This is a genomic window from Leeuwenhoekiella obamensis, from assembly GCF_055391795.1.
Window position 1 is genome coordinate 3,559,670 of record NZ_AP029251.1, and the last position, 12,245, is coordinate 3,571,914.

At 39.4% G+C, this 12,245-nt stretch carries 10 protein-coding genes; 7 read left to right on the top strand and 3 right to left on the bottom strand.

The window, feature by feature from the left end:
- The first annotated feature begins 25 nt into the window (after positions 1 to 25).
- Positions 26 to 1,855: a cytochrome c oxidase subunit I gene (locus ACZ5L8_RS15650; RefSeq protein ID WP_464438586.1), complete on the top strand. Its 1,830-nt coding sequence runs from the start codon at positions 26 to 28 to the stop codon at positions 1,853 to 1,855.
- A gap of 103 nt (positions 1,856 to 1,958) precedes the next feature.
- Positions 1,959 to 3,196, top strand: a protein-coding gene (locus tag ACZ5L8_RS15655) for an IS3 family transposase (RefSeq protein ID WP_464438539.1) whose coding sequence is annotated in 2 segments (ribosomal slippage) — positions 1,959 to 2,301 and positions 2,301 to 3,196 — 1,239 coding nt in all. Because the reading frame shifts where the segments join, the coding sequence is not laid out codon by codon here.
- 59 nt (positions 3,197 to 3,255) lie between these two features.
- On the opposite strand, the gene ACZ5L8_RS15660 is transcribed toward ACZ5L8_RS15655, so the two are convergent.
- From ACZ5L8_RS15660 to ACZ5L8_RS15670, 3 genes are read right to left on the bottom strand one after another with little or no spacing between them, the layout of a single operon-like run.
- Positions 3,256 to 3,672, bottom strand: a complete 417-nt coding sequence (locus ACZ5L8_RS15660; protein WP_464438587.1) for a response regulator — start codon at positions 3,670 to 3,672, stop codon at positions 3,256 to 3,258.
- Complete coding sequence (locus tag ACZ5L8_RS15665; protein ID WP_464438588.1) at positions 3,656 to 5,092, bottom strand: sensor histidine kinase; 1,437 nt, start codon at positions 5,090 to 5,092, stop codon at positions 3,656 to 3,658. Before ACZ5L8_RS15665 ends, ACZ5L8_RS15660 begins: the two co-directional genes overlap by 17 nt.
- Positions 5,092 to 5,649, bottom strand: coding sequence for a response regulator (locus ACZ5L8_RS15670; RefSeq protein WP_464438589.1), 558 nt, complete (start codon positions 5,647 to 5,649; stop codon positions 5,092 to 5,094). The genes ACZ5L8_RS15665 and ACZ5L8_RS15670 overlap by 1 nt, the downstream gene beginning before the upstream one ends.
- 136 nt (positions 5,650 to 5,785) lie before the next feature.
- Between ACZ5L8_RS15670 and ruvB the strand changes: the two genes are divergently transcribed.
- The 5 genes from ruvB to ruvA all read left to right on the top strand — a co-directional run bounded on the left by ruvB (position 5,786) and on the right by ruvA (position 12,209).
- Positions 5,786 to 6,808: a Holliday junction branch migration DNA helicase RuvB gene (gene ruvB, locus ACZ5L8_RS15675; protein ID WP_464438590.1), complete on the top strand. Its 1,023-nt coding sequence runs from the start codon at positions 5,786 to 5,788 to the stop codon at positions 6,806 to 6,808.
- 9 nt (positions 6,809 to 6,817) lie between these two features.
- On the top strand, positions 6,818 to 8,146 hold the full coding sequence (locus ACZ5L8_RS15680) for a cytochrome P450 (RefSeq protein WP_464438591.1): 1,329 nt from the start codon (positions 6,818 to 6,820) through the stop codon (positions 8,144 to 8,146).
- 29 nt (positions 8,147 to 8,175) lie between these two features.
- Positions 8,176 to 9,075 carry a tRNA epoxyqueuosine(34) reductase QueG gene (queG, locus tag ACZ5L8_RS15685; RefSeq protein WP_464440975.1) on the top strand — a complete coding sequence of 300 codons (900 nt, stop codon included), beginning with the start codon at positions 8,176 to 8,178 and terminating at the stop codon, positions 9,073 to 9,075.
- Between the two features lie 113 nt (positions 9,076 to 9,188).
- Positions 9,189 to 11,486: an NADP-dependent malic enzyme gene (locus ACZ5L8_RS15690; RefSeq protein WP_464438592.1), complete on the top strand. Its 2,298-nt coding sequence runs from the start codon at positions 9,189 to 9,191 to the stop codon at positions 11,484 to 11,486.
- Between the two features lie 141 nt (positions 11,487 to 11,627).
- A complete protein-coding gene (gene ruvA / locus ACZ5L8_RS15695) occupies positions 11,628 to 12,209 on the top strand; it encodes a Holliday junction branch migration protein RuvA (protein ID WP_462599713.1) in 582 nt (193 codons plus the stop codon).
- Positions 12,210 to 12,245: the final 36 nt, after the last annotated feature.

Consider the following 12,245-nt stretch of genomic DNA (forward strand, 5'->3'; position numbering starts at 1 on the left):
TTGAATATAAAGAATTAAACAGATTATGGCAGCACACGCAACAGCTATCGATCATGCTCATGATGACCATGGAGATCACCATCATAAGCAAACGTTTATAACGACATACATTTTTAGTACTGATCATAAAATGATCTCAAAGCAGTATTTGATTACTGGTTTGATCATGGGTATCATCGGTATTGCAATGTCATTGCTTTTTAGATTACAACTAGCATGGCCAGATCATCAGTTCACTTTATTTGAGATCTTCCTTGGGAAGTGGGGTGAAAATGGTGTTATGGATCCTAGTATTTATCTTGCTCTTGTTACAATTCACGGTACCATCATGGTATTCTTTGTGTTGACAGCTGGTTTAAGTGGTACTTTTAGTAACCTACTTATTCCGCTTCAAATTGGAGCGCGTGATATGGCATCTGGTTTCTTAAACATGGTGTCTTATTGGTTATTCTTCCTTTCTGCTGTAATTATGGTTTGCTCTCTTTTTGTAGAGTCAGGGCCAGCAGCTGCAGGTTGGACGATCTATCCTCCATTAAGTGCGCTTCCTAATTCTATTTCTGCTTCAGGAATGGGTATGACGCTTTGGTTAGTTTCTATGGCTATCTTCATTGCATCATCTTTATTAGGATCACTTAACTATATTGTTACTGTAATCAACATGCGTACTCAGGGTATGTCTATGACAAGACTACCACTTACGATCTGGGCTTTCTTTGTAACTGCAATTATTGGTGTGGTTTCTTTCCCGGTTCTACTCTCTGCTGCGTTATTACTTATAATGGATAGAAGTTTTGGTACTTCATTCTTCTTATCTGATATCTATATTGGTGGAGAAGTATTACCACACAGTGGTGGTTCACCAGTATTATTTGAGCACCTTTTCTGGTTCTTAGGTCACCCAGAGGTTTATATTGTACTTCTTCCGGCACTAGGTATCACTTCAGAAATTATTGCTACAAATAGCCGTAAGCCAATCTTTGGTTACCGTGCGATGGTTGCATCTATTTTGGCTATAGCCTTCTTATCAACAATTGTATGGGGTCACCACATGTTCGTATCAGGTATGAATCCTTTCTTAGGATCTGTATTTACTTTTACAACATTGCTTATTGCGATTCCTTCTGCTGTAAAAGCATTTAACTATATCACCACATTATGGAAAGGTAACTTGCAGATGAACCCTGCGATGCTATTCTCTATTGGTCTTGTATCTACCTTTATCACTGGTGGTCTTACAGGTATCATCCTTGGTGATAGTACTCTTGATATTAACGTTCACGATACATATTTCGTAGTGGCTCACTTCCACCTTGTGATGGGTATCTCTGCTTTGTATGGTCTTTTTGCTGGTGTGTACCACTGGTTCCCTAAGATGTTCCAAGGTAGAATGATGAACAAAAATCTAGGTTATGTTCACTTCTGGGTTACTGTAATAGGTGCTTATGCGGTATTCTTCCCAATGCACTTTATTGGTATGGCTGGTCTACCACGTAGATATTATACTAACACAGCATTCCCATACTTTGATGATCTTGCTGATGTGAATATCATGATCACAGTTGCTGCTTTAATTACTGGTGCTGTACAGATCGTATTCCTTTACAACTTTATTCACTCTATCTTCTACGGAAAGAGAGCTAAGACTCTTAACCCATGGAAATCTAACACTCTTGAGTGGACTACAGAGCACAAGCACATTCACGGTAACTGGGAAGGTCCAATCCCTCATGTATACCGTTGGGCTTATGACTATAGTAAGCTTAATGAAGATGAATCTGACTATGTTATCGCTGGTCAGGATTACATTCCTCAGAATGTTCCTTTACAGGATAATGAAGAAGAAATGCATCACTAAACGATGCTCAACTTATAAATTAAAAAGCCTCGCAGTTGCGAGGCTTTTTTAGTTTCTTATTGTGTCCCGTCCTGAAATAAGTTGACACAAATTCGACTTATTTATGAAAGACTCAGAAGGAGCTGAGCAGAAACGGACTCAGCGTGATTACAATTTAGGCTTTAAATTAGCGGTTGTATCTCAGGTAGAAAAGGGCGAAATGACTTATAAGCAAGCCCAAAAAGCGTACGGTATTCAAGGAAGGAGTACTGTTTTGGTTTGGTTGCGCAAACACGGTACCTTAGACTGGAGTAAACCAAAGACAAGACTTAGCTGTAATACAATGAAAGAAACACCTGCTCAAAAGATCAAGAGGCTTGAAAAAGAGCTGTCAGATGAGAAGCTTAAGAATAAGATTCTCAACACGATGATCGATATCTCAGATCAGCAATACGGAACTTCTATTCGAAAAAAGTATTTGCCCAATCAATCCAACGAATCCGGCAAGAACACCGACTAAGCCTGTCACGTTGTTGCAGATTGTTTGGGATAAGCAGACAGGCTGTCTATCAAGCAGAAATGCGAGAAAGGACAAGAGCTGATGAACTTGCCTTGATCAAACCGCTGATTTTAAGGGTGCGCCAGCAAATGCCAAGACTAGGTACTCGTAAACTGTATTATTTACTCAACGTTGAGTTTGAAAAGATGAGAGTTAAAATAGGCAGGGACGCCTTATTTGATTATCTCAGGTCAGAATCAATGCTTATAAAACCAAGAAAGAATTACACAAGGACAACAGACTCTAGGCATTGGCTAAAAAAACACCCTAACCTAATGAAAGATGTTACACCCGTAAGACCAGAGCAATACTTTGTAAGCGATATTACTTACATCAAGAGTAGAGAAAGGACACATTATCTTTCCTTGGTGACAGACGCTTTTAGCAGAAAAATAATGGGCTATCATCTAAGTGATGACATGAGTGCAGAAAATGTAGTTAAAGCAATGAAAATGGCTAATAAGAGTAGAACCACATCAAGCGAGGTAATACATCATTCTGACAGAGGCTTGCAGTATTGTTCTTCGTTGTATCAAACTCAATTGAAGCGATCAAATGCGATACCTTCAATGACAGATGGATATGACTGTTATCAAAATGCATTAGCAGAACGAATTAACGGGATATTGAAGGGAGAGTTCTTGATAAACAAATGCAATACAAGCAAAGAACTTAGCCTGCTAGTTCAGCAGTCTATTAAAACTTATAATAATCAAAGACCACATCTAAGCCTTAACTACAAAACACCTAATTTTATACACAACAAAAAATCCCTTGAAGCTAGCTTCAAGGGATTGATTTAAATTATTAAAAACTGTCAACCTATTTTAGGACGACTCATTGTTTTGGGCTTTAAGCCAAATTAAAAATGATCTGGAAAATGATCTCTCAGCAGATCCATCAAGAATTCTGGAGTTAGCGGCTTGTTTTGAAAATGATTAATACGTTTATCATCTGTAGCACGTGATCTGTCATCATCATTTTGAGAAGTGGTAAGCATTGTAACTACGATACCACATAATTGATCGCCCTCTAGTCTTTCGTACTCTTCTAAGAACTCCCAGCCATTCATTCCTGGCATATTGATGTCTAAGAATAGTAACTCTGGCGTTGGGTATTTTTCCCCATCTAGGGTTTTAAGGTAAGCTAACGCTTCTTCTGCTGAATACTTTACTACGATATTATCTGCTACATCACATTTTTTTATGATGCGTGAATGGTAGAAGTTATCAGATTCAGAGTCGTCTACAAGAAGTATTTTATTAAGCTTTTTCTTCATTTTCTGTGTTTTTGGGAAAATGTAATACAAATGTAGATCCTTCCCCTTTAGTTGATTCTACATAGATTTCACCGTGGTGAAGATCCATAATTTTTTTACAAAAAGCTAGGCCTATTCCTTGACCTGGATAAACAGCATCACTATGCAGTCTATTAAACATATTGAAGATCTTCATGTGGTTTACTTCATCAATGCCTATGCCGTTGTCTTTTACTTTGATTATATATTCATCATTAGTTTCTTTCGCAGTAATGCGAATAACAGGGTCAACACCATCTTCTATAAACTTCATCCCGTTTGAAACAAGATTACTCAAGAGGCGCTTTACCTCAAATTCATAACCCTGAATTTCTGGTAATGATTCTGCAATGATCTTTGCGTTGTTTTCTGTAAGCTGGGCATTAAAGTCTGCTTTGATCTCTTCAACTACCTTGTTAAGGTTTACTTGACCAATGTTGCCAGAGCGTCCTAGACGACTATATTGCAGTAAGCCATTGATCAAACTACGCATCCTGATCACAGCGCCATCAATAAATCTAAAAAACATTGGCGCATCACCATCTTTAAGTTCTTCTTCATAATCCTCCTTAAAAAGATTGATGTAGTTCTCTACCGTTCTAAATGGCTCTTGCAGGTCGTGAGAGGCTACATAAGCGAAGTGATCAAGTTCTTTGTTCTTATTTACAAGTTGCTTAATCAGCCTGTCGTTTATGCGTTCCTGACGCTTTCTTAGTTTGATCTCGCTATTTTTCTCAATTACTAGTTTCTTTAAGCGGTCATTTGTTTCCTCTAGCTTCAGTAGAAATGGTTTTAGTTTTTGTCTAAATGTTAGCAGTAACACGGCTATTAAAATTGCCGAAAACACAAAGAGCGCAATAAGTGCATAATAGTAATATGTATATGCGGTTTCATTAGAACGCATCGCCTTGCGCTCTGCGTTGATCATTCGGTTAATGACTGTCTCTATTTTATTCATAAGACCAAGGCCAACATCAGTGTTAAGTTGATTGTAGGCTTTGTCTCGATTACCGCTATTATAAAGACTGATGATTTGATTCATCTCCTTCAACTTGAGTTTTGATAGAGAATCAAGTTGATTTAAGTTGCTTTGCTGTGCGCTATCTTCAATGGTTTTGCTTTTAACGCGCTCTAGTCTTTTCTTAAAATTAGTTACTCCATTTTTATATGGAATTAAATATGCGCTATCGCCGCTTATTAAATAACCGCGTTGTCCACGCTCTGTATCTTTAAGAATAGAGAATGTTTCAATAATATCACTCTCTACTTCGAGCGTATGTGCAAGATTAGATTTTGAGTCATTTGTAATAAAAACAAAAACAACACCTAGAAGGATAATGATCGTTAGGACACTAAAGATCTTAAAGACTTGGTTAAGAATAGGGGCAGCAGCTCTTTTCATTATTTGTCGTCCATATTAAGAAGTCCGCTAAAATTTTTCTTGAGCTCCTGTAGTAGGCTGCGCTCTTTGGTAGTTTCCTTAAGATCATACTGGCGCAGAAAACTTGCCATTTCTTTAAGCGAAGATTCTCTTTTGCGCTCTCTTTCTAGCTTGTCAAAAGTGTCTTTCTTTTCTTGAAGTATCTTTTCACAAACCGGGATAATCTTCTCAGGTAATTCTTGAAAATTATCTTTATTAAAAAATCCAGCAGCACCTTCCATAAGTAAATTAGCAACGCGCTCGTCGTTACCCAGTTTACCAGAGATTATAATGATCGGGATATTCTGGTTAATGTCTTTTACCGTATTGATCACGTCAAAGGCATTAAAACCTGTTAAATTAAAATCGCTGATAATAAAATCTGGGATGTATGTTTTCAAAGCATTTTGCAATGACAGTATTGAGTCAGAAAAACGAACGTCAGGATTTTTTGATACTTTTTTTAGCATGCGCTGAAAAAGAAACGTGTCTGACACAAGATCTTCAACGACTAAGAACTTTAAAGGTTGCTCAATCATGATTTTGGGTATAAGTCAATGTTATATTCGAAAACGGCTAAAATTAAACGATTTACTCTTAGCGGTGTTCAATTTTAAAATTGTGTTAACGTCTTTAGTGTGAAAATACCTCAAAACCACTTTGTATATTTGAATAATGAACGACAATCTTGATCCCACAGCAGAACACTTTTCGCCAGAAGAGTTTGATATAGAAAGAGCTTTGCGCCCATTATCATTTAATGATTTCACAGGGCAAGCGCAAGTGTTAGAGAACTTGCAGGTTTTTGTGCAAGCTGCAAATTTGCGTGGTGAAGCCTTAGATCATACTTTATTTCATGGTCCTCCAGGGCTTGGTAAAACCACGCTTGCTAATATTCTCGCAAATGAACTAGGTGTCGGTATAAAAGTAACCTCTGGTCCTGTGCTTGATAAGCCGGGAGATCTGGCAGGTTTGCTTACCAATCTTGAAGATCGAGATGTGCTCTTTATTGATGAAATTCACCGTTTAAGTCCTATTGTAGAAGAATATCTCTACTCTGCGATGGAAGATTTTAAGATCGACATTATGATCGAGTCTGGACCTAACGCAAGAACAGTGCAGATCAATCTTAATCCGTTTACGCTGGTGGGTGCGACCACCCGCAGCGGACTACTAACAGCGCCAATGCGCGCGCGTTTTGGTATTTCATCGCGTTTAGAATATTACAGCACAGAACTTCTCACAACTATTGTAGAGCGTAGTGCAGAGATCTTAAAAGTTCCTATCGCACTAGATGCTGCTATTGAGATCGCAGGCAGAAGCCGTGGTACGCCACGTATCGCAAATGCACTCTTGAGACGTGTTCGCGACTTTGCACAAATTAAAGGTAATGGTAGTATTGATCTAGAGATCGCTCGTTTCAGTCTTAAGGCGCTTAATGTAGATGCACATGGGCTTGACGAAATGGACAATAAAATACTAGCAACGATCATCGATAAATTTAAGGGCGGCCCCGTGGGGATCACAACTTTGGCTACAGCCGTATCAGAAAGTGCAGAAACGATCGAAGAAGTTTACGAACCGTTCTTGATCCAGCAGGGATTTATCATCCGTACACCTCGTGGTAGAGAAGTTACCGAAGCTGCGTACAAACATCTAGGTCGCATAAAAACCGGTACTCAAGGCGGTTTATTTTAAGAATAGCAAATGGCGGAAAATAGAAAAATTCCCAAAGTGCCTCTATGGCGATTTCTGATGCACGCCAGCGATATTGTCAAAAATCCGTTGCCGTTTCATCATCGTAATTTTTCAAAACATGGTGATACTTTCAGGTTAAAAATTGGGTTTAATAAATCTGTGATCTTTTCTAGAGATGCCGCTTTCGCGAAATATTGTCTGCAAAAAAATCAAAGAAATTTCACAAAGTCTCCCATCCAGACTAAAGACCTTGTAAAATATGTGGGCAAAGGCCTGCTTACTGCAGAAGGTGAACATTGGGCGAAGCAGCGCAAACTCATTCAGCCGTCTTTTCATAAAAAGCATCTTGCAAAATTGATGCACACGGTGCAAAAAACCATTGAAGAAGAATTGTCTAATATCGCTCATGGCGAAATGGCTGATGTCTTCCCTGTGTTTAACGATCTTGCTTTTCAAACGGTAGTAAAATCTTTGTTCAGCAATGCAGCTTCTCGAAAAGAGATCAATAGACTGCAGCACATAACCGAAGCGAATCAACAAATGCTGGTTAAGGAGCTGCGGCAGCCATTCAAGCGGTTTTATTTTCGCGTAAGCGGTAAACTACAATATCATCTTGATCTATCTCAAGAGAGTAGAGATATTTTGCTGAAACTGGTAGAAGAAAGGAAGCAAAGTGGTGTGCGTGAAGGCGATTTGCTTGATATGTTGCTTGAGGCGAGGTATGACGATGGTAGCGCGATAAGTGATGAGCAGTTGATAGATGAGATCTTGATACTTTTTGTGGCGGGTCATGAGACAACTTCTAATGCGCTAACGTTTATAAGCGAATTGCTTGCGAGACATCCAGAGGTGCAAGAAAAACTTTATGAAGAAGTGCAGCAATGCGAGTCTGGCGATATTATGGAGCAAATACAATCGCTTAAATATACTAAGCAGGTTGTGGAAGAAGGAATGCGTTTGTATCCGCCAGCATATTTTATAGATCGTGTAAATCTAGAAGCTGATGAATACGAGGATTATGAGTTGGTTCCCGGATCAACGCTTTTGTTCTCTATGTATGAGATTCATCGGGATCCTAAAAATTGGGATGATCCAGAGGTGTTTAATCCAGATCGTTTTGCAGATGCTAAGAAGCATAGCTCGTATTATTTTCCTTTTGGCGCAGGTCCCAGAATGTGCATTGGTAACAATTTTGCGATGTACGAGATGATCTTGGCCGTGGCGCACATCTCTCGTAATTTTATTATAGAAAAGAAAACATCTGCTATAGAGATCAATCCTATGATCACGCTAAAACCCAAAAACGCTTTCCTTAAATTTGTTGCCCGAAAGCAATAAAATTGAGCACAAAAGAACAATACACAAAAATGATAAAAGCCGAAGCGCAACGCTTGGGCTTTATGTCTTGTGGTGTCTCAAAAGCTGGTTTTCTTGAAGAAGAGGCTCCGCGCTTAGAACGCTGGCTTAACAAGAATATGCACGGCGAGATGAGCTATATGGCAAATCATTTTGACAAGCGACTTGATCCCACCATCCTTGTTCCTGGTGCAAAAAGTGTTGTGTCTATGCTGCTTAATTATTACCCTGAACAGAAGCAAAAGGGCGACAGCTATAAGATCTCAAAATACGCATACGGCAAAGATTATCATCATGTGATAAAAGATAAGCTCAAAGCGTTACTCAGCTACATTCAAGAAGAAATAGGTGAGGTTGATGGCAGAGCTTTTGTAGATTCTGCGCCTGTTCTAGACAAAGCTTGGGCTGCAAAGTCTGGTTTAGGGTGGATAGGTAAAAACAGCAATTTGCTTACTAAACAAGTGGGCTCGTTTTACTTTATTGCAGAGCTTATCATTGATCTAGAGCTGGAATATGACACGCCTGTGACAGATCATTGTGGCTCGTGCACGGCGTGTATAGATGCTTGTCCCACGCAGGCAATTGTAGATCCATATGTGGTAGACGGCAGCAAATGCATCAGCTATTTTACTATCGAACTCAAGGACGCGATCCCAGATTATGCAAAGAATAAGATGGACGATTGGATGTTTGGTTGCGATGTTTGTCAAGACGTTTGCCCTTGGAATCGCTTTTCTAAACCTCACACCGAACCACTTTTTGATCCACATCCTGAGTTGTTGTCAAATTCAAAAAAAGAATGGCAGGAGTTAACGCAGGAAGTCTTCAGTGAGATTTTTAAGAAATCTGCTGTAAAACGCACAAAATACTCAGGTTTAATGCGCAACATCTCGTTTTTAGATGACAATTAGTAGTTTTTGGCTTTCGCCAAAAGTTCTGAAATTCCGTTAATAATTCATATACCGTTTCCTTATTTAAGGATAACTTTTACCTTTACTTTTGTATACTTATTTAAACTTGATTTATGAGTAAGGAGAGCCGCCGCAGAGAGGCATTAATATATCACGCAAAACCACAACCGGGAAAGATCTCGGTTAACCCCACAAAAAAATATTCTTCACAACGCGATCTGTCGCTGGCATATTCGCCTGGCGTAGCAGAGCCTTGTCTTGAGATAGAAAAAGACGTTAAGAACGCATATAAATACACAGCAAAAGGTAATCTTGTTGCTGTAATTTCAAACGGTACAGCTGTTTTAGGTCTAGGGGATATAGGTCCTGAAGCTTCAAAACCTGTGATGGAAGGTAAAGGTCTTCTGTTTAAAATATTCGCTGGTATTGATGTATTTGATATTGAAGTTGACACTAAAGACGTTGACAAATTCATCGAGACTGTAAAAAATATTGCACCAACCTTCGGAGGTATAAACCTTGAAGATATCAAAGCTCCAGAAGCTTTTGAGATTGAGCGCAGGCTTAAGGAAGAACTTGACATTCCTGTGATGCACGATGATCAGCATGGTACAGCGATCATTTCCGCGGCAGCGTTATTAAATGCTTTAGAGCTCTCTAAAAAGAAGATCGAAAAAGTTAAGATCGTAGTAAGCGGTGCCGGTGCGGCAGCAGTTTCTTGTACGAGACTTTATAAGGCTTTTGGCGCAAAGGGTGAAAACATTGTGATGCTAGACAGCAAAGGTGTGATTCGTGCAGATAGAGATAACTTAACATCAGAAAAAGCCGAGTTTGCTACAGAGCGCAAGATCGATACCTTAGAAGAAGCGATGAAAGATGCTGATGTCTTTATCGGACTTTCGATCGCAAATATCGTAACGCCAGATATGCTAAAAAGCATGGCAAAAAAGCCTATCGTTTTTGCAATGGCAAACCCTGATCCAGAGATCGATTATGAGTTAGCTTGCGCAACACGAGATGATATCATTATGGCTACTGGTCGTTCAGACCATCCTAACCAGGTGAACAACGTGCTTGGATTCCCGTTTATCTTTAGAGGAGCGCTAGATGTGCGCGCGACAAAGATCAATGAAGAGATGAAAATGGCTGCGGTAAAAGCCCTTGCAGAACTTGCAAAAGAGGCGGTGCCAGAGCAGGTTAATATCGCTTACGGCGAAACAAGATTGAATTTTGGTAACGATTATATCATTCCAAAACCTTTTGATCCTAGGCTTATCGCCAAAGTTCCTCCGGCTGTAGCCAAAGCTGCTATTGAAAGTGGCGTGGCACGTGAGGAGATCTTAGACTGGCAAAAGTATGAAGATGAGTTGCTAGAAAGAATGGGGTCAGACAATAAGATCGTGCGTCTTATGCTTAACCGCGCAAGAATGAATCCTAAGCGAATTGTTTTTGCAGAATCAGATCAACTTGATGTGCTTAAAGCTGCACAGATCGTACATGATGAAGGTATTGCAACGCCAGTTCTTCTAGGAACTAGAGAGACTATTCATGAGTTAATGCAAGAGATCGATTTTGACGCAAATGTTGAAATAATCGACCCAAAATCTCCTGAAGAAAAAGAGAAATTAGACAAATACGCACATATATACTGGCAAGCGCGTAAGCGCAAAGGGGTTACCTTATTTGATGCGCAAAAGTTAATGCGTCAGCGTAACTATTATGCGTCTATGATGGTAGATGCAGGTGATGCAGATGGTATGATCACAGGTTACAGTAGTAGTTACCCATCTGCGGTGAAGCCGGTGCTAGAGGTGATTGGGCCAGCAGCAAACGTGCAGAAGGTCGCTACTGCAAATATGATGATCACTTCACGTGGACCTATTTTCTTATCTGATACTTCAATAAATATTGAGCCTTCTGCAAAAGAACTTGCAAAGATCGCTCAGATGACAGCAAGAACGGTAAGAATGTTTGGGATGGAGCCTATTATGGCGATGACCTCTTATTCAAACTTTGGGTCTTCTAAAAATGAGAAAGCGTCTAAAGTGCGTGAGGCAGTGGCTTATTTGCATAGATATTATCCAGATCTTGTTGTGGATGGTGAAGTGCAGGCGGATTTTGCGCTTAACGCGGAAATGATGAAAGCTAAATTCCCGTTCTCAAAACTTGCAGGTAGAAAAGTGAACACCTTAGTTTTCTCAAATCTTGACAGTGCAAACATTACTTACAAGATGTTGAAAGAACTAGATGGAGCTGATAACGTAGGACCTATTATGATGGGTATGCGCAAACCAGTTCACGTGCTTCAGCTGGGAGCAAGTGTTGATGAGATCGTGAATATGACGGCAATTGCGGTAATTGATGCGCAACAAAAGGAGAAAAAAGCACAGGAGATCGATATGATCTCGTAGTTTTTCTTCGATATAGAAATTATTTAAAAAGGATGCTTCGGCGTCCTTTTTTTATGATTTTGGCGAAAGCCAAAAAGCGATCTTAAAGAATCTAAAGCAAATTATTTTCTTACTTTTGAAACTCTAACATTTTGTTAACTGATGATCACCCACTTAAAGGGCAGGCTTGCTGAAAAAAATCCCACAGATATAACGGTAGAATGCAATGGTGTAGGATACCTTGTGAATATTTCTTTGCATACGTATTCACTTTTGCCATCTACTGAAAATATTCATATCCATACGTATTTGCATATTAAGGAAGATGCACATACGCTGTATGGTTTTATGCAAAAATCTGAGCGTGAAATCTTTAAATTACTTATCTCTGTGAGTGGAGTAGGGACGAGCACGGCAAGAACGATGCTATCTTCTCTAGATCCTGAGCAGGTAAAAAATGCTATTGCTACTGGCGATGTGCCCACCATTCAATCTGTGAAAGGTATAGGTGCAAAAACGGCGCAGCGTGTGATCCTTGATCTTAAGGATAAGATCCTTAAAGTGTATGATATAGATGAAGTTTCTGCTGTGGCGAGCAATACGGCAAAAGATGAAGCGTTATCTGCATTAGAGACCCTAGGATTTGCTAGGAAGCAAGCGGAGAAAGTGTGTGATAAAATTTTTAAAGAAAATCCTTCAGCAGACGTTGAAACCATTATAAAACAAGCCTTAAAAAACTTGTAGACCACTTTGAGGACAAAATTATTTTTGGTTAAAATT

Coding starts and splice junctions, on each gene's coding strand:
- ruvA (WP_462599713.1), top strand. CDS start 11,628: ATGATCACCCACTTAAAGGGCAGGCTTGCTGAAAAAAATCCCACAGAT.
- queG (WP_464440975.1), top strand. CDS start 8,176: ATGATAAAAGCCGAAGCGCAACGCTTGGGCTTTATGTCTTGTGGTGTC.
- ruvB (WP_464438590.1), top strand. CDS start 5,786: ATGAACGACAATCTTGATCCCACAGCAGAACACTTTTCGCCAGAAGAG.
- ACZ5L8_RS15680 (WP_464438591.1), top strand. CDS start 6,818: ATGGCGGAAAATAGAAAAATTCCCAAAGTGCCTCTATGGCGATTTCTG.
- ACZ5L8_RS15650 (WP_464438586.1), top strand. CDS start 26: ATGGCAGCACACGCAACAGCTATCGATCATGCTCATGATGACCATGGA.
- ACZ5L8_RS15690 (WP_464438592.1), top strand. CDS start 9,189: ATGAGTAAGGAGAGCCGCCGCAGAGAGGCATTAATATATCACGCAAAA.
- ACZ5L8_RS15660 (WP_464438587.1), bottom strand. CDS start 3,672: ATGAAGAAAAAGCTTAATAAAATACTTCTTGTAGACGACTCTGAATCT.
- ACZ5L8_RS15665 (WP_464438588.1), bottom strand. CDS start 5,092: ATGAAAAGAGCTGCTGCCCCTATTCTTAACCAAGTCTTTAAGATCTTT.
- ACZ5L8_RS15670 (WP_464438589.1), bottom strand. CDS start 5,649: ATGATTGAGCAACCTTTAAAGTTCTTAGTCGTTGAAGATCTTGTGTCA.